This window comes from Streptomyces sp. H51 (assembly GCF_035656535.1).
In the GTDB taxonomy this organism is placed as follows: Bacteria; Actinomycetota; Actinomycetes; order Streptomycetales; family Streptomycetaceae; genus Streptomyces.
The window spans coordinates 75,388-91,718 of record NZ_JAYMHD010000039.1; the positions used below are offsets into that span (position 1 = coordinate 75,388).

The 16,331-nt window shown below is 73.8% G+C and carries 16 protein-coding genes; 11 read left to right on the forward strand and 5 right to left on the reverse strand.

Features of this window, described 5'->3' with window-relative positions:
* The first annotated feature begins 71 nt into the window (after nt 1-71).
* The 6 genes from cobM to cobC are packed head-to-tail and all read left to right on the forward strand — an operon-like array spanning nt 72 to nt 6,386.
* Nucleotides 72-890, forward strand: coding sequence for a precorrin-4 C(11)-methyltransferase (gene cobM / locus VKA29_RS12175; RefSeq protein ID WP_324785437.1), 819 nt, complete (start codon nt 72-74; stop codon nt 888-890).
* The gene (cbiE, locus tag VKA29_RS12180) at nt 887-2,128 is read left to right on the forward strand and encodes a precorrin-6y C5,15-methyltransferase (decarboxylating) subunit CbiE (protein WP_324785438.1); all 1,242 of its coding nucleotides are present in this window, start codon (nt 887-889) and stop codon (nt 2,126-2,128) included. The genes cobM and cbiE overlap by 4 nt, the downstream gene beginning before the upstream one ends.
* On the forward strand, nt 2,125-3,795 hold the full coding sequence (gene cobJ / locus VKA29_RS12185) for a precorrin-3B C(17)-methyltransferase (protein ID WP_324785439.1): 1,671 nt from the start codon (nt 2,125-2,127) through the stop codon (nt 3,793-3,795). Before cbiE ends, cobJ begins: the two co-directional genes overlap by 4 nt.
* Nucleotides 3,792-4,391: a precorrin-8X methylmutase gene (locus VKA29_RS12190; RefSeq protein WP_324785440.1), complete on the forward strand. Its 600-nt coding sequence runs from the start codon at nt 3,792-3,794 to the stop codon at nt 4,389-4,391. The genes cobJ and VKA29_RS12190 overlap by 4 nt, the downstream gene beginning before the upstream one ends.
* A complete protein-coding gene (locus tag VKA29_RS12195; protein ID WP_324785441.1) occupies nt 4,388-5,329 on the forward strand; it encodes a sirohydrochlorin chelatase in 942 nt (313 codons plus the stop codon). The genes VKA29_RS12190 and VKA29_RS12195 overlap by 4 nt, the downstream gene beginning before the upstream one ends.
* A complete protein-coding gene (gene cobC / locus VKA29_RS12200) occupies nt 5,319-6,386 on the forward strand; it encodes an Rv2231c family pyridoxal phosphate-dependent protein CobC (RefSeq protein ID WP_324785443.1) in 1,068 nt (355 codons plus the stop codon). The genes VKA29_RS12195 and cobC overlap by 11 nt, the downstream gene beginning before the upstream one ends.
* A 420-nt stretch (nt 6,387-6,806) precedes the next feature.
* Here the strand turns inward: cobC and VKA29_RS12205 are convergent, their stop codons facing one another.
* The 5 genes from VKA29_RS12205 to VKA29_RS12225 form a co-directional block, all read right to left on the reverse strand.
* The gene (locus VKA29_RS12205) at nt 6,807-7,730 is read right to left on the reverse strand and encodes an SCO1860 family LAETG-anchored protein (protein ID WP_324785444.1); all 924 of its coding nucleotides are present in this window, start codon (nt 7,728-7,730) and stop codon (nt 6,807-6,809) included.
* A 156-nt stretch (nt 7,731-7,886) separates the two neighbouring features.
* Nucleotides 7,887-8,978 carry an amidohydrolase family protein gene (locus VKA29_RS12210; RefSeq protein ID WP_324785445.1) on the reverse strand — a complete coding sequence of 364 codons (1,092 nt, stop codon included), beginning with the start codon at nt 8,976-8,978 and terminating at the stop codon, nt 7,887-7,889.
* 21 nt (nt 8,979-8,999) lie between these two features.
* The gene (locus VKA29_RS12215) at nt 9,000-9,794 is read right to left on the reverse strand and encodes an amino acid ABC transporter ATP-binding protein (RefSeq protein WP_324785446.1); all 795 of its coding nucleotides are present in this window, start codon (nt 9,792-9,794) and stop codon (nt 9,000-9,002) included.
* Nucleotides 9,791-10,630, reverse strand: a complete 840-nt coding sequence (locus VKA29_RS12220) for an amino acid ABC transporter permease (RefSeq protein WP_324785447.1) — start codon at nt 10,628-10,630, stop codon at nt 9,791-9,793. Before VKA29_RS12220 ends, VKA29_RS12215 begins: the two co-directional genes overlap by 4 nt.
* Entirely contained in the window at nt 10,627-11,478 is an 852-nt protein-coding gene (locus VKA29_RS12225; RefSeq protein ID WP_324785448.1) for a transporter substrate-binding domain-containing protein, read from the reverse strand. The genes VKA29_RS12220 and VKA29_RS12225 overlap by 4 nt, the downstream gene beginning before the upstream one ends.
* Before the next feature lie 184 nt (nt 11,479-11,662).
* Here VKA29_RS12225 and VKA29_RS12230 point away from each other — a divergent pair, with 184 nt between their 5' ends.
* The 5 genes from VKA29_RS12230 to thpD all read left to right on the forward strand — a co-directional run bounded on the left by VKA29_RS12230 (nt 11,663) and on the right by thpD (nt 16,316).
* Nucleotides 11,663-12,775, forward strand: a complete 1,113-nt coding sequence (locus tag VKA29_RS12230) for a pyridoxal-phosphate-dependent aminotransferase family protein (protein WP_324785449.1) — start codon at nt 11,663-11,665, stop codon at nt 12,773-12,775.
* A 317-nt stretch (nt 12,776-13,092) separates the two neighbouring features.
* Entirely contained in the window at nt 13,093-13,599 is a 507-nt protein-coding gene (gene ectA / locus VKA29_RS12235) for a diaminobutyrate acetyltransferase (RefSeq protein WP_324785450.1), read from the forward strand.
* 67 nt (nt 13,600-13,666) lie between these two features.
* Nucleotides 13,667-14,938 (forward strand): diaminobutyrate--2-oxoglutarate transaminase, encoded by a 1,272-nt coding sequence (ectB, locus tag VKA29_RS12240; RefSeq protein WP_324785451.1) that lies wholly within the window; start codon nt 13,667-13,669, stop codon nt 14,936-14,938.
* Nucleotides 14,939-15,012: 74 nt separating this feature from the next.
* The gene (locus tag VKA29_RS12245; protein WP_324785452.1) at nt 15,013-15,417 is read left to right on the forward strand and encodes an ectoine synthase; all 405 of its coding nucleotides are present in this window, start codon (nt 15,013-15,015) and stop codon (nt 15,415-15,417) included.
* A 5-nt stretch (nt 15,418-15,422) separates the two neighbouring features.
* Nucleotides 15,423-16,316, forward strand: a complete 894-nt coding sequence (gene thpD, locus VKA29_RS12250) for an ectoine hydroxylase (protein WP_324785453.1) — start codon at nt 15,423-15,425, stop codon at nt 16,314-16,316.
* The last annotated feature ends 15 nt before the right edge of the window (nt 16,317-16,331 follow it).

The following is a 16,331-nucleotide window of genomic DNA, read 5'->3' on the forward strand; positions in this document are numbered from 1 at the left end:
GCCCCTTCGCGCACGTCCGACGACCGATCACGTACTGAATGCCCGTTTCCTTCAGGAGAGGACCGATCCCCATGGCCGATGCCCCCGCCGGCAAGGTGACCTTCGTCGGTGCCGGCCCCGGCGCCGCCGACCTGCTGACGTTCCGTGCCGCGCACGCCATCGCCGAGGCCGACGTCGTGATCTGGGCGGCCAGCCTGGTGCAGGCGGAGGTCCTCGGGCACGCGCGCGAGGACGCGGAGATCCTCGACTCGGCGACGATGTCGCTGGAGGACGTCGTCGCCGTCTACGAACGCGCCCACCGGGACGGTCTGCGGGTCGCCCGCATCCACTCCGGCGACCCGGCGCTGTGGGGCGGCACCCAGGAGCAGCTCGACCGGTGTGCCCGGATCGGCATCGCGACGGAGGTCGTGCCCGGGGTGTCGGCGTTCTCCGCGGTCGCCGCGCTCGCGCAGCGGGAGCTGACCGTTCCGGAGGTCGCGCAGTCCGTCGTGCTGACCCGGCTGGGCGGCGGCAAGACGCCGATGCCGCCCGGCGAGGAGGTGCGGGAGTTCGCGCGGCACGGCACCACGATGGCGATCTTCCTGTCGGCGGCGCGCAGCGGCCAGCTGGTGCGGGAGCTGCTGGAGGGCGGGTACCCCACCGACACGCCCGTCGTGGTCGCCTACCAGGCGACCTGGCCGGAGGAGCTGCTCGTGCGGTGCACGATCGGCACGCTGGAGGAGACGGTCAAGGAACACAAGCTCTGGAAGCACACCCTGTTCCTGGTCGGCCCGGCCCTCGACGCGCACGGCACGCGCTCGCACCTGTACCACCCCGGTCACTTCCACGGCTTCCGCAAGGCCGACCCGGAGGCCCGCAGGGCCCTGCGCGCGCGGGGTGCGAACACGTGATCACCGTCGTCGGCACGGGGACGGGGGCGCCGGTGCCGCCCGATGTGCTGGCCGGGGCCCGGCTGGTGGTCGGCGGGCGGCGGCATCTGTCGGCCGCGCCGGTGCCGGCCGGCGCCGAGCGGGTGGTGCTCGGTCCGCTGGCGCCGGCCATGGACGCCGTCGAACGGCACCTGGGCGAGGGCGGCCGGGTCGTCGTGCTGGCCTCCGGCGACCCCGGGTTCTTCGGGATCGTGCGGGCGCTGGCCGAACGGTTCGGGGCGGAGCGGCTGGACGTGCGGGCCGGGGTGTCCTCCGTCGCCGCCGCGTTCGCCCGCGTCGGGCTGCCGTGGGACGACGCCGTGGTGGTCTCCGCGCACGGGCGGGCGCTGCGGACGGCGGTCAACGTGTGCCGGGCGCGGCCGAAGGTCGCCGTGCTGACGGGGCCGGGCGCCGGGCCCGCCGAGCTGGGGGCCGCACTGCGGTCCGAGCCGCGGGTGCTGGTGGTCGCGTCGGCGCTGGGCTTGGCGGAGGAGCGGGTGGAGCGGGTGACGCCCGCCGAGGCCGCCGCCCGGGACTGGGGCGGCGCGGTCAGCGTGGTGCTGTGCCTGGACGAGGCGCGGGCGCTCGGCGGGGTGCGCACGGTCGCCGGGGCGCCGGCCGGGCCCGCCGGGTGGGCACTGGAGGAGTCCGCGTTCGCCCACCGCGACTCGATGATCACCAAGTTCGAGGTGCGGGCGCTGGCGCTGGCCCGGCTCGGGCCCCGGATCGGCGACCTGGTCTGGGACGTCGGCGCGGGCTCCGGCTCGGTGGCGGTGGAGTGCGCGCGGCTCGGCGCGGCCGTCACCGCGGTGGAGAAGACCCGGGACGGCGTCGAGCGGATCCGCGCCAACGCGGCCGCGCACGGTGTGGACGTGCGCACCGTGCACGGGTCGGCGCCGGGCGTGCTGGACGGCCTCGATTCCCCGCACGACCCCGACGCCGTGTTCGTCGGCGGCGGCGGGCGGGACCTGCCCGCCGTGGTCACCGCGTGCGCGCGGCGGGCCCGGCGGACGGTCGTGGTGGCGATGGCCGCGCTCGACCGGGTGCCGGCCGCCCGCGAGGCGCTCACCGGCGCCGGGCTCGACTGCGACGGGGTGCTGTTGCAGTCGTCGCGGCTGGCGCCGTTGCCGGGGGACGTGACCCGGCTGGCGGCGGCCAATCCCGTGTTCCTGCTGTGGGGTGTCAGAACCCCGTTCTCTCGTGAAGGAGTTGCTCTGTGATCGGCCTCATTTCCGCCACCGCGGCGGGGGCGGCGGCACGCGACCGGCTGGCCGCGGCGTGGCCGGACCGCACGCGCGTGTACGAGGGTCCCGTCGGGGACGCCGTACGGACGGCGTTCGCGGAATGCGAGCAGCTCGTGTGCTTCCTCGCCACGGGTGCCGTGGTGCGGCTGGTGGCGCCGCTGCTGGACGACAAGCGGACCGACCCGGGCGTGGTGTGCGTGGACGAGGGCGGCCGGTTCGCCGTGCCGCTGGTCGGCGGCCACGGCGGCGGCGCCAACGAACTCGCCCGCGCGGTCGGGGAGTTGCTGGGCGCCGAGCCGGTGGTGACGACGGCGACGGACGCGGTGGGGCTGCCGGGCCTCGACACGCTCGGGCTGCCCTGCGAGGGCGCGGTGGCGGCGGTCTCCCGCGCCCTGCTCGACGGCGAGCCCGTCGTGCTGGAGGCGGAGGTGCCGTGGCCGTTGCCCGCGCTGCCGACGGCGGCGCACGGCTCGTACACCGTCCGGCTGACGGACCGGGCCGTGGAGGCCGGCGAGCGCGAGGTGCTGCTGCGGCCGCCGTCCCTGGTGGTCGGCGTGGGCGCGTCGAAGGGCGCGCCCGCCGAGGAGGTGCTCGGGCTGGTCGAGGAGGCGCTGCGGGAGGCGGGGCTGTCCGCGCGCAGCGTCGCGGAACTCGCCACCGTCGACGCGAAGGCCGACGAGCCCGGGATCGTCGCGGCGGCCGAACGGCTCGGGGTGCCGCTGGTGACGTACCCGGCCGGGGAACTGGCGGCCGTCGACGTGCCCAACCCGTCCGACGCGCCGCTGGCCGCCGTCGGGACGCCGTCCGTCGCCGAGGCTGCGGCCCTGCTGGGGGGCGGTGAACTCCTCGTCCCCAAGCGGAAGTCGGCGATGGCGACGTGTGCCGTGGTACGGCGTCCGGGGCGCGGCCGGCTCGCGGTGGTCGGGCTCGGTCCCGGCGCCCGCGACCTGCTCACCCCGCGCGCCAAGGCCGAACTGCGGCGCGCCTCGGTCCTGGTCGGGCTCGACCAGTACGTCGACCAGATCCGCGATCTGCTGCGGCCCGGCACCCGGATCCTGGAGTCCGGGCTCGGCGCCGAGGAGGAGCGGGCCCGCACGGCCGTCGCCGAGGCCCGCGGGGGGCGGGCGGTCGCGCTGATCGGCAGCGGCGACGCGGGCGTGTACGCCATGGCGTCCCCCGCGCTCGCCGAGGCGTCCGACGACATCGACGTGGTCGGCGTGCCGGGGGTGACGGCGGCGCTGGCGGCCGGGGCGATCCTGGGCGCGCCGCTCGGCCACGACCACGTGTCGATCAGCCTGTCCGACCTGCACACGCCGTGGGAGGTCATCGAGCGGCGGGTGCGGGCGGCGGCCGAGGCGGACCTCGTGGTGACTTTCTACAACCCCCGTTCCCGCGGCCGTGACTGGCAGTTGCCGAAGGCGCTCGCGATCCTCGCCGAACACCGGGAGCCGACGACTCCGGTGGGCGTCGTGCGCAACGCCTCCCGGCCGGACGAGGCCGGCCGGGTGACGACGCTGGCCGGACTGGACCCGGCGACGGTCGACATGATGACGGTCGTGACCGTGGGCAACACCGCGACCCGGGAGATCGCCGGGCGCATGGTGACGCCGCGCGGCTACCGCTGGCAGGAGGAGGCGCGGTGAACCGGGCGACCCGTGTGGTGCACCCCATCGAGCAGGAGTCCTTCCGGCGGCTGCGCGCCCGCCTGGACACCTCGCACTTCCCGCCGCTGACCCGGGCGGTCGTGGAGCGGGTGATCCACTCCGCGGCCGACCTCGACTACGCGGCCGACCTGGTGATGGACGAGGACGAGCTGACCGCGGCGCACGCCGCGCTGCACGCCGGGGCGCCCGTCGTGGTGGACGTGGAGATGGTCGCGGCCGGGATCACCCGCCGGGAGACCGTCTGCCGGCTGAAGGACGCCGAGGCCGGTCCGGGGCTGACGCGTTCGGCGCACGCGGTGCGGCTGGCCTACGAGCAGGTCGGCCCCGGCGCCCTGTGGGTGATCGGCTGCGCGCCGACCGCCCTGGAGGAGCTGCTGACGCTGGACGCCTCCCCCGCGCTCGTCATCGGCCTGCCCGTCGGCTTCGTCGGCGCGGCCGAGTCCAAGGCCGCGCTGCGCGCGAGCGGGCTGCCCGCCGTGAGCAACGTGTCCGAGAAGGGCGGGTCGGCGGTCGCCGCCGCCGCGCTGAACGCCCTGCTGTACCACTCCGTTCCGCTTTCCGAGGAGACATCGTGACCACCCCGCCGCCCGCCCTGCTCATCGCCGGCCACGGCACCCGGGACGACGCCGGTGCCGAGGCGTTCCGCGACTTCGTGCGGCAGTTGGGCCGCCGCCACCCCGAACTGCCCGTCGCGGGCGGCTTCATCGAGCTGTCCCCGCCGCCGCTCGGCGACGCGGTCGCCGAGCTGGTGGAGCGGGGCGTGCGCCGCTTCGCCGCCGTGCCGCTGATGCTGGTGTCCGCCGGGCACGCCAAGGGGGACATCCCGGCGGCGCTGGCCCGCGAGAAGGAACGGCACCCGGGGATCTCGTACACCTACGGCCGTCCGCTGGGCCCGCACCCGTCGCTGCTGAACGTGCTGGAGCGGCGGCTGGAGGAGGCGCTGGGCGCGGCCGGGGACCCGTCCGGCGACCGGCCGTCCGGCGACCGGTCGGACGTGACCGTGCTGCTGGTCGGGCGCGGCTCGACCGACCCCGACGCGAACGCGGAGGTGTTCAAGGCGGCGCGGCTGCTGTGGGAGGGCCGCGGGTACGCCGGGGTGGAGACGGCGTTCGTGTCGCTGGCGGCGCCGGACGTGCCGAGCGGCCTCGACCGGTGCGCGAAGCTGGGCGCGCGGCGGATCGTCGTACTGCCGTACTTCCTGTTCACGGGGATCCTGCCGGACCGGGTGCGGCGGCAGACCGAGCAGTGGGCGGCCGCGCACCCGGAGCTGGAGGTGCGTTCGGCGGACGTCATCGGCCCCGAACCGGAGCTGCTCGACCTGGTGATGGAGCGGTACCAGGAGGCCGTCAAGGGCGATCTGCGGATGAACTGCGACAGCTGCGTGTACCGCATCGCGCTGCCCGGCTTCGAGGACAAGGTGGGCGCGCCGCAGCAGCCGCACTTCCACCCGGACGACGACGGCCACCATCACCACCACGGGCACCACCACGGCGGACACGCCCATGCCCACTGAGGAGGCCGCCGGGCCTGACCTGCGCCACCACGGGGACGCCGAGGTCCGCGACGACGGCTCGGCGCTGGTGGACCTGGCCGTGAACGTCCGGACCGGCACGCCCCCGGTCTGGCTGCGCGAGCACATCGCCCGGTCCCTGGACGGGCTGGCCGCCTATCCGGACGGGCGGGCCGCGCGGGCGGCGGTGGCCGCGCGGCACGGACTGCCGCCGGAGCGGGTGCTGCTGACGGCCGGCGCGGCGGAGGCGTTCGTGCTGCTGGCGCGGGCGCTGAAGGTACGCCGGCCGGTGGTGGTGCATCCGCAGTTCACGGAGCCGGAGGCGGCGCTGCGGGACGCGGGCCACACGGTCGACCGGGTGCTGCTGCGGGCGGCGGACGGTTTCCGGCTGGACGCCGCCGCGGTCCCGGAGGACGCCGACCTGGTGGTGATCGGCAACCCGACGAACCCGACGTCGGTGCTGCACCCGGCCGGGTCCGTCGCCGCGCTCGCCCGTCCCGGGCGGACGCTGGTGGTGGACGAGGCGTTCATGGACGCGGTGCCGGGCGAGCGGGAGGCCCTGGCCGGGCGGACCGACGTGCCGGGGCTCGTCGTCCTGCGGAGTCTGACGAAGACGTGGGGGCTGGCGGGGCTGCGGATCGGATACGTGCTGGCCGCCCCGGAGACGATCGCCGAACTGGAGCGCGCCCAGCCGCTGTGGCCGGTGTCGACGCCGGCGCTGGCCGCCGCGGCGGCCTGCGTCGGGCCGCGGGCGCTGGCGGAGGCGGCCCACGCGGCACACCGCATCGCCGCCGACCGGGCCCATCTGGTGGCGGGGCTCGGCGCGTTCGCCTCGCGGGGGCTGCGGGTGGCGGGGCCCGCCGAGGGCCCCTTCGTCCTGGTCCGGCTGCCCCACGCCACCGAGGTGCGCCGGCGGCTGCGCGAGCTGGGGTTCGCGGTACGGCGCGGGGACACGTTCCCCGGGCTGGGCGACCAGTGGCTGCGGCTGGCGGTGCGGGACCGGCCGACGGCCGACTCGTTCCTGCGCGCCCTGGAACGGGCCTTGCCGCGGGGCCTGTGACGGGCGTCCTGGAACCGCGCGGCGGAGCGGAGGCCGGGGCGGCGGGCACGCCGCCCCGGCCACGCGACGGCGCCCCTCCGGGCCGGGACGGTCACGGGCCCCGGGAGGCCCGCCCCGCACACCGCCGGGCCGCCCGAGAGGCCGACCACCCCGCGGCACCACCACACGCCCCCGGGAAGGGCCGCACCCCCAGCCCCTCCCGACCGACGCACCCGCACCCGCACCACCGGCACGATCCGCGCCCGCACGCCCCGGCCCAGGACGCCGGACCGCCGTCACCCCCGCCCGAACGCGGTGATCACCCCGCCCACGGCACCACCACACGCCCCCGGGAAGGGCCGCGCCCCCGGCCCCCTGCGGGCCGGAGGCCTCCGCACGCGACAGCGTCGGCGGGCTCCGTGCCTGCGGGTCCCGTAGCGGTCAGCTCCTGCGCCGTCGGGCCAGCGCCAGCGCTCCGCCGCCCGCCGCGACCAGGACGAGCGCGCCGCCCGCGACGTACGGCGTCGCCGAGCTGCCGCCGGTCTCCGCCAGCCCCGCCTCCCTCGCGGGCGCGCCCTGCGGCCTGACGTCACCGGCCGGGTCCGGGCTCTGCGGTGCCGGGTCCGCGCTCTGGCCCGCGGGCGCGGGCGGAGCCTCGCAGGTCGCCTCCGCCAGGGTGAGCGTGCCCTCCACCTCGGCGACGTTGAGCTTCAGCGGGTTGACGGAGACCTTCAGTCGGAGGGCGGTCGCGGCCGCCGTGCGTGAGGTGGTCCGCTTCTGCGACAGGTCCAGGCGCACCTCGCCGATGCCGGGCACCTCGACGTTCGTCGGACCGCCGGGGGTGAGCGTGATCTTCTTGCCGAGGACCGTGACCGCGCCGAGCAGGTTCGCGGAGGCGACCGGCGCCTTCCCGGCCTCGCAGGTGGCCTTCGCGGTGACCTGCTGCACCTCGACGAGCGAGAGCAGCGGCAGGCCGGGCACGTGCAGCCGGGCGTGGGCGAGGGTGGTGGAGCCCTCGGCCCGGTCGGCGGTGACCGTCGCCTGCGCGTCCGCCACCTCCGCGCTCAGCACGCTGAACGGCTTCCCGCCGTCGACGCCGTCCAGCCGGGCGGTCAGCGCGGTCTTCCGGGCGCTCCGCGGCGCCTCGACCTGGTTGAGGGAGACCGTGAGCGGGACGTGCACGGTCTTGTCGAGCAGGCCGACGTCGAGCCCGGTGCGCAGGACGACGGCGCTCGCGCGGCCGTGGTCGGCGGTCGCGTGGGCGGAGCCGGAGCCTGCCATGGCCGCGGGACCGGCGGCCAGGGCGGTGACCGCCGTGACGGTGGCGAGCCGGCGTGCGGGCATGCGGAAACTGTTGCCGTTCAAGGTGGTGGGACCCCCAGAAGAGACAGCTCGGGACCCGCCAAGAGTTACGCCCGCAGGGGTGAACTGGCGTCCATACGGCACCAGTTCACCCCTACGGGTGTTCCCCGTGAACGCATTCGATTACGGCCGGGACTCCCCCGCGGCGGGGCGGAGCGCTCAGCCGACGACCCGGCCCTCCAGCACCACCCTGCGCGGAGCCGCCAGCACCCGCACGTCCGCCCGCGGGTCGGCCTCGTACACCACGAGGTCGGCCGGCGCGCCCTCCTCCAGGCCGGGACGGCCGAGCCAGGCGCGCGCGCCCCAGGTCGTCGCGGACAGGGCCGCCACGGCCGGGATTCCGGCGGTGACCAGTTCTGCCACCTCGCCCGCCACCAGGCCGTGGGCGAGGTGACCGCCGGCGTCGGTGCCGACGTAGACGGGGATGCCGGCGTCGTAGGCGCCGCGCACGGTGTCGTAGCGGCGTTCGTACAGCCGGCGCATGTGCGCCGACCACTGCGGGTACCTCGCCTCGCCGCCCGCGGCGAGCTGCGGGAACGTCGCGATGTTGACCAGCGTCGGGACGATGGCGACGCCCCGCTCGGCGAACAGCGGGATCAGGTCGTCGGTGAGGCCCGTGGCGTGCTCGATGCAGTCGATGCCCGCCTCGACCAGGTCGCGCAGGGAGTTCTCGGCGAAGCAGTGGGCGGTGACGCGGGCGCCGAGCCGGTGGGCCTCGGCGATGGCCGCCCGGGCCGCGTCGGCCGGCCAGCTGGGGGCCAGGTCGCCGAGGTCGCGGTCGATCCAGTCGCCGACCAGCTTCACCCAGCCGTCGCCGCGGCGCGCCTCCCGCGCGACGTACTCGACGAGGTCGTCGGGCTCGATCTCCCAGGCGTAGCCGCGCATGTAGCGGCGGGTGCGGGCGATGTGCCGGCCGGCCCGGACGATCTTCGGGAGGTCGTCCCGGTCGTCGATCCAGCGGGTGTCGGAGGGCGAGCCGGCGTCGCGGATCAGCAGGGTGCCCGCGTCCCGGTCGGTCAGGGCCTGCTTCTCGGCCACGTCCTCCTCGACCGGGCCGTGCGGGCCGAGCCCGACGTGGCAGTGCGCGTCGACGAGGCCGGGCAGGGCCCAGCCCTCGACGCTGCGGACGTCGCGCGCCCCGGCGGGACGGTCGTAGGAGATCCGTCCGCCGACGACCCACAGCTCGTCGCGGACGTCGTCGGGCCCGGCCAGGACCCGGCCCTTCACGTGCAGCACCGCCTGATCGCTCATGCACGGCACTCTAGTGACCGGCTATTCGCCCTGGGCCACCCGGTCCGAGGTCTCCTCCTCCACGTCGGCCATCGCCGGGTCCAGCAGGCGGGAGAGGAAGTGGCGGGTGCGGTCGTGGCGGGGGCTGCCGATGACCTGGCCCGGCGTGCCGTCCTCGACGATCACGCCGCCGTCCATGAAGACGACCCGGTCGGCGACCTCGCGGGCGAAGGACATCTCGTGCGTGACGACCATCATGGTCATGCCCTCGTCGGCGAGCATGCGCATCACCGCGAGCACGTCCCCGACCAGCTCGGGGTCGAGCGCCGAGGTCGGCTCGTCGAACAGCATCACCTCGGGCCCCATCGACAGTGCGCGGGCGATGGCCACGCGCTGCTGCTGGCCGCCGGAGAGGGAGGCGGGGTAGGCTCCGGCCTTCTCCGACAGGCCCACCCGCCGGAGGTTCTCGGCGGCCACCCGCGCGGCCGTCGCCTTGTCCCGCCGCAGCACCCGGCGCTGCGGCAGGGTGAGGTTCTCGGTGACGGTGAGGTGCGGGAAGAGGTTGAACTGCTGGAAGACCATGCCGATACGGCGGCGCGCGGCGTCGATGTCGACGTCGGGGTCGGTGAGTTCGACGCCGCCGACGAAGACCCGGCCGCGGGTGGGCTCCTCCAGCAGGTTGACGCAGCGCAGCAGGGTCGACTTGCCGGAGCCGGACGGTCCGATGACGCACACCACCTCGCCCTGGGCGATCTCCAGGTCGATGCCGCGCAGCACCTCGGTGTCGCCGAAGGACTTGTGCAGCCCCTGGAGGCGGATCTCTGCGGCAGGGCTCACTTGACGGCCTCCTGGGCCTTCGCCTCCAGGCGGCGGACGACGAAGCCGAGCGGGACGGTGACCAGCAGGTAGCACAGGCCGGCGACCAGGATCGGCGTGGAGTTGGCGGTCGTGCTGGCCAGGTCGCGGCCGTACTTGGACAGTTCGCGCTCCTCCAGGGTGACGCCGAGGAACAGCACCAGCGACGAGTCCTTGAACAGCAGCACCAGTTCGTTGGTCAGCGGCGGGATGATGATGCGGAACGCCTGCGGAACGATGATGGAGACCATGGCCCGGGCGGGCGAGAAGCCCAGCGAACGGGCCGCCTCCATCTGCCCCTTGGGCACCGCCTGGATGCCCGCGCGGATCGTCTCGGCCATGTACGCGGCGGCCACCAGGCCCAGCGCGAGGGCGACCTTGCCGTACGTGCCGCCGACGATCTCCGTGCCGGGGAAGGCCAGCGGTACGGCGACGCCGATGAAGATGAAGATCAGCAGCGCGGGCAGGCCGCGGAAGATCTCGATGTAGACGCCGGCGAGCCAGCGGTAGGGGCCGACCGGCGACAGCCGCATCAGCGCGACGACCATGCCGAGGGCCAGCCCGACGACGAAGCCGGACACCGTGTACAGGACGGTGTTCTTCAGCGCCAGCGTGATGATCTCGGGGAACATCCGCCGCGCGATGTCCTGCTGCGCGAACTGGTTGCCCAGCCGTCCCCAGTCGGCCGAGGCCGCGAAGGCGGCCACGGCGGCGACGAAGACGACGTACTGCGCACCGCGCGACAGACGGCGCTTCTGCCGCCGGGTCAGCCCCTTCCCGCGGGGCGGGGTGGGGGTGCGGAGGTCCGTGTCGGTCATGAGGCGGAGGGCGACGCGGCCGAGGCGTCGTAGGGGCCGATCCACTTCTCGTACAGCTTCTTGTACGTGCCGTCGGCCTTCGCGTCCTCGATCGCCGCGTCGACGGCGGCGAGGAGCTTCGTGTTGCCCTTCTTCACCGTGAAGCCGTACTGCTCACCGGTGGCGAGGTTGTCGACCACCTCGAAGGCGCCGGCGTCGGCCTTGTTCTTCAGCCAGCCCTGGACGACGGGGTAGTCGATGATGACGGCCTTGACCTGGCCGGTGCGCAGACCGTTGAGGACGGCGTCGGAGGACTCGAAGGAGACCGGGTCGAAGCCCTTGCTCCTGGCGTGGTCCTCGCCGGTGGTCTGCGCCTGGGCGCCGAGCTTCAGGCCCTTGGCCTTGACGTCGGCGAGCGAGTGGACGCCGCTGCCGCGGTCGGCGAGGACGGCCTGGGTGGCGTCGAAGTAGGGGACGGAGAAGTCGACGTTCTTCTTTCGCTCCTCTGTGATGGTCATGCCGGCCGCGGCCAGGTCGCACTGGCCGGAGTTGAGGAACGCGCCGGTCTTGAAGTTCTCGAACGGCGTGTCGACGATCTGCTGCCGCACACCCAGGTCCTCGGCGACCAGGTCGACGAGGGAGACGTCGAAGCCCCGCACCTTGCCGCCGATCTCCGACTGGAACGGCGGGTACGGCAGGTGGGTGCAGGTGGTGAGCTGTCCGGCCTTCACCAGTTCGACCCCGCCGGCCGCGGTCCGGCTGCCGCTGCCGCCGCTGTCGCTTGAGGTGCAGCCGGCCACGAGGACCAGCCCGGCCGTCGCGGTGGTGGCGGCCAGAACGCGGATCCGGCGCCCGGGGACGGTGTGCACGGGGGACCTCCTGTGGGTGAACTGTGGGTTCCGATTATAAGGAGAACTTTGACTATCTCAAATCAATTCCATGGTCTCGGGGCCGCCCTGCCTGAGAAGTGCCGGTCGGAGGCGGTGCCGAGGCACCGATTACCCTCGACTTCGTCCACCGCGTCCACCCCGCCGGCGAGAAGAGAGCACTGCCGTGACCCACCCCCTTCTGGACCTCGCGCCGCTGAGCGCCGCACGTTTCGCCTCCATCGAGGACCGCGTGGCACGGCTGCTCGGCACCGGCCAGGACGTCGTGATCACGCAGGGCGAGGCCCTGCTGCCCCTGGAGGGCGCGATCCGCGCGACGGCGGGGCCGGGGACGACCGCACTGAACGTCATCACCGGCCCGTACGGGCAGACCTTCGGCAACTGGCTGCGGGACTGCGGCGCGACGGTCGTCGACCTGGCGGTGCCCTTCCACACCGCCGTGCACGCCGAGCAGGTCCGGGAGGCCTTCGAGGCGCATCCGGAGATCGACTTCGTGTCCCTGGTGCACGCGGAGGCGGCGACCGGCAACACCAACCCGGTCGCGGAGATCGGCGAGGTGGTGCGGGAGCGGGGCGCGCTGTTCTACCTGGACGCCGTCGCCTCGGTCGCCGCGGAGCCGGTGCTGCCGGACGCGTGGGGCGTGGACCTGTGCGTCATCGGGGCGCAGAAGGCGATGGGCGGGCCGGCCGGCGTCTCGGCGGTGTCGGTGAGCGCCCGGGCGTGGGCGCGGATGGCCGCGAACCCGCGGGCCCCGCGCCGGTCGTACCTGTCCTTGCTGGACTGGAAGGAGCGCTGGATCGACGGCGGGCGCAAGGCGCTGCTGCACGCCCCGGCGCAGCTGGAGATGCTCGCGCTGGAGGCGTGCCTGGAGCGGATCGAGGCGTCGGGACTGGAGACGGTGACGGCCCGGCACGCGTCGGCCGCCGCCGCGGCCCGGGCGGGCGCCCTCGCGATGGGCGGCGGGCTCGAGCCGTACGTGCGCGAGGCCCGGGAGGCGGCGCCGGTGGCCACCACACTGCGGGTGCCGGCGGAGACGGACGCGTCGGAGCTGGTGGCGCGCGCCCTGGAGAGCGACCCCGCACTGCCGCTGGCCGCGGGCGGGGGTGCGCTGGCCAAGGAGATGATCCGGGTCAACCACTACGGGCCGGACGCGTCCCCGGAGACGGTACGGCGCTGCCTGGCGGCGCTCGGCGCCGCGCTGGCGGAGCGGGGCCTGGCGGTGGACACGGAGGCGGCGGACCGGGCGGCACAGGGCGCGGTATCGCGTCAGCAGGATTAGCAACACCTAATTCAGGGGTAATTCCGAGGTTTATCCGAGAGTAGTTTCCCTTCGTCTTCTGCCCGCTTTCCTTCCGGCTAAACGCGAAGATTTTGCGAACGTCGACCGGCGTGTTTCGGGCAGGTCCCGTGGGGGTTTCACGGGTGTGACGCGTTACACATCCTGGCCGTTTTATCACTGTTCATCACGGCCAAAGCGGCACTTTCCGGACCATCCCCGCGCAGCCGCACGCGCCGCGCGCGATAACACAGGACCCCTGCGCGGGTAACCCCCTCGCGCGATGCATTTTTGGAATTCCCTCGGTAAGTTCAATTTGCATGACTGCCGCACAAGCAGAACTGCAAATAGACCGTCCGTCGGTCGCGGACGGCGCCGCGCTGTGGCGTATCGCGAAGGATTCGAAGACCCTCGACGTCAACTCGTCCTACAGCTATCTGCTGTGGTGCCGCGACTTCGCCGGTACCACGGCCGTGGCCCGCGCCGAGCACGGGGAACCGGTCGGCTTCGTCACCGGCTACGTACGGCCGGACCGTCCGCGCACCCTGCTGGTCTGGCAGGTGGCGGTGGACCGGGCGTACCGCGGGCGGGGGCTCGCGGCCGCACTGCTCGACGCCCTGGCGGCCCGGGCCGTCACGGAGCACGGGCTGACCACCCTCGAAACCACCGTCACCCCGGACAACACCGCCTCCGAGCGCCTGTTCGCCTCGTTCGCCGAGCGGCACGGCGCACGGGTGGAGCGCGAGGTGCTGTTCGGCCCGGACCTGTTCCCCGACGGTCCGCACGAGGCCGAGGTCCTGCACCGCATCGGCCCCCTCTCCCGCTGACTGGCCACTCCCCCACACCCCCAGCACTCCCGCACGCACTCCCCCACGCCACGAGGAGCGATTCGCCGTGACCATCACCCAGCCCGACCTGAGCGTCTTCGAGACCGTCGAGTCCGAGGTGCGCAGCTACTGCCGCGGCTGGCCCACCGTCTTCGACCGCGCGCAGGGCAGCCGCATGTACGACGAGGACGGCCACGAGTACCTGGACTTCTTCGCCGGAGCCGGCTCGCTGAACTACGGGCACAACAACCCGGTCCTGAAACGGGCGTTGATCGACTACCTGGAGCGCGACGGCGTCACCCACGGGCTCGACATGTCGACCACCGCCAAGCGCGCCTTCCTGGAGTCCTTCCAGAACCTCGTGCTCAGGCCGCGCGACCTGCCGTACAAGGTCATGTTCCCGGGGCCGACCGGCACCAACGCCGTGGAGTCGGCGCTGAAGCTGGCGCGGAAGGTGAAGGGGCGCGAGGCGATCGTGTCGTTCACCAACGCCTTCCACGGCATGTCGCTGGGCTCGCTCGCCGTCACCGGCAACGCCTTCAAGCGGGCCGGGGCCGGTGTCCCGCTGGTGCACGGCACGCCGATGCCGTTCGACAACTACTTCGACGGCCGGGTGCCGGACTTCCTGTGGTTCGAGCGGCTGCTCGAGGACCAGGGCTCCGGACTCGACAAGCCCGCCGCGGTCATCGTCGAGACCGTGCAGGGCGAGGGCGGCATCAACGTCGCGCGCCCCGAGTGGCTGCGCGCGCTCGCCGAGCTGTGCGCGCGGCAGGACATGCTGCTGATCGTCGACGACATCCAGATGGGCTGCGGCCGCACCGGCGCCTTCTTCTCCTTCGAGGAGGCGGGGATCGTGCCGGACGTCGTCACCGTGTCCAAGTCGATCAGCGGCTACGGCCTGCCGATGTCGCTGTGCCTGTTCAAGCCGGAGCTGGACATCTGGGAGCCGGGCGAGCACAACGGCACCTTCCGCGGCAACAACCCCGCGTTCGTGACGGCCACCGCCGCCCTGGAGGCGTACTGGGCGGACGGCTCCGCGATGGAGAAGCAGACCCGGACCCGCGGCGAACAGGCCGAGCGGGGACTGACCGCCATCGCCGAGGAGAACCTCGCCGACGTCAAGGAGTACCGGGGCCGCGGGCTGGTGTGGGGCCTGGAGTTCCACGACAAGGGGCGCGCGGCGAAGGTCGCGCGGCGCGCGTTCGAACTCGGGCTGCTGATCGAGACGTCCGGCCCGGAGAGCGAGGTCGTCAAGCTGCTCCCGGCGCTCACCGTCAGCCCCGACGAACTGGACGAGGGCCTGAGCGTCCTCGCCCGGTCGGTCCGCGAGACCGCCTGACCGTCCGGACCGTCCGGACCGTCCCGGCCGTACCGGCCGTCCCGATTCACCCACCTAGGAGGCATCGCAGCACCGTGATCGTCCGCTCGTTCAAGGACATCGAAGGCACCGACCGGCATGTGAGGGCCGCGTCCGGCACCTGGGAGAGCAAGCGCATCGTCCTCGCCAGGGAGAGGGTCGGCTTCTCCCTGCACGAGACGATCCTGTACGCCGGGACCGAGACGTCGATGTGGTACGCCAACCACGTCGAGGCCGTCGTCTGCACCAGGGGCGAGGCCGAACTCACCGACCACGAGACCGGGAACACGTACACGATCACTCCCGGCACCATGTACCTCCTCGACGGCCACGAGCGGCACACGCTGAAGGTCGCGGAGGACTTCCACTGCGTCTGCGTGTTCAACCCGCCCGTCACCGGCCGGGAGGACCACGACGAGAACGGCGTGTACCCCCTGCTCACCGAGCCCGAGGAGGTGTGAGGACCATGACCACCGCCCCCGTGAAGGATCTCTACCCGACGCGCGGCACCGGTGAGGTGACCGTCCCGCGCCAGGACCCGGTCGTCTGGGGGTCCCCGGACACGCCGGGGCCGATCTCCACCGCCGACCTCCAGGAGTACGAACGCGACGGCTTCCTCACCGTCGACCGCCTCATCGCCCCGGACGAGGTGGAGGTCTGCCGGCGTGAGCTGGAGCGGCTGGTCCGCGACCCGGCGGTCCGCGCCGACGAGCGGTCCGTCGTCGAGCCGAGGTCGAAGGAGATCCGGTCCGTCTTCGAGGTGCACCGGATCAGCGAGGTGTTCGCCGACCTGGTGCGCGACGAACGGGTCGTCGGGCGGGCGCGGCAGATCCTCGGCTCGGACGTGTACGTCCACCAGTCGCGGATCAACGTCAAGCCCGGTTTCGGGGCGAGCGGCTTCTACTGGCACTCGGACTTCGAGACCTGGCACGCCGAGGACGGCCTGCCGAACATGCGGACGGTGTCGGTCTCGATCGCGCTGACCGAGAATCACGACACCAACGGCGGGCTCATGATCATGCCGGGCTCGCACAGGACGTTCCTGGGCTGCGCCGGGGCCACGCCCGAGGACAACTACAAGAAGTCGCTGCGGATGCAGGACGCGGGCACGCCGTCCGACGAGGCGCTGACCGCGATGGCCTCGCGGTACGGCATCCGGCTGTTCACCGGCCAGGCGGGCTCGGCGACCTGGTTCGACTGCAACTGCATGCACGGGTCCGGCGACAACATCACGCCGTTCCCGCGCAGCAACGTCTTCATCGTGTTCAACAGCGTGGAGAACGCTGCCGTCGAGCCGTTCGCGGCGTCCGTGCGGCGGCCGGAGTTCATCGGCGCGCGGGACTTCACCCCCGTGAGGTGACCCGCCGCGGCGCCG

Bases quoted from the DNA above. Each gene is read 5' to 3' on its own strand.
- cobM (WP_324785437.1), top strand. From the start codon at position 72: ATGGCCGATGCCCCCGCCGGCAAGGTGACCTTCGTCGGTGCCGGCCCC.
- cobC (WP_324785443.1), top strand. From the start codon at position 5,319: ATGCCCACTGAGGAGGCCGCCGGGCCTGACCTGCGCCACCACGGGGAC.
- VKA29_RS12210 (WP_324785445.1), bottom strand. From the start codon at position 8,978: ATGAGCGATCAGGCGGTGCTGCACGTGAAGGGCCGGGTCCTGGCCGGG.
- VKA29_RS12220 (WP_324785447.1), bottom strand. From the start codon at position 10,630: ATGACCGACACGGACCTCCGCACCCCCACCCCGCCCCGCGGGAAGGGG.
- ectA (WP_324785450.1), top strand. From the start codon at position 13,093: ATGACTGCCGCACAAGCAGAACTGCAAATAGACCGTCCGTCGGTCGCG.
- thpD (WP_324785453.1), top strand. From the start codon at position 15,423: ATGACCACCGCCCCCGTGAAGGATCTCTACCCGACGCGCGGCACCGGT.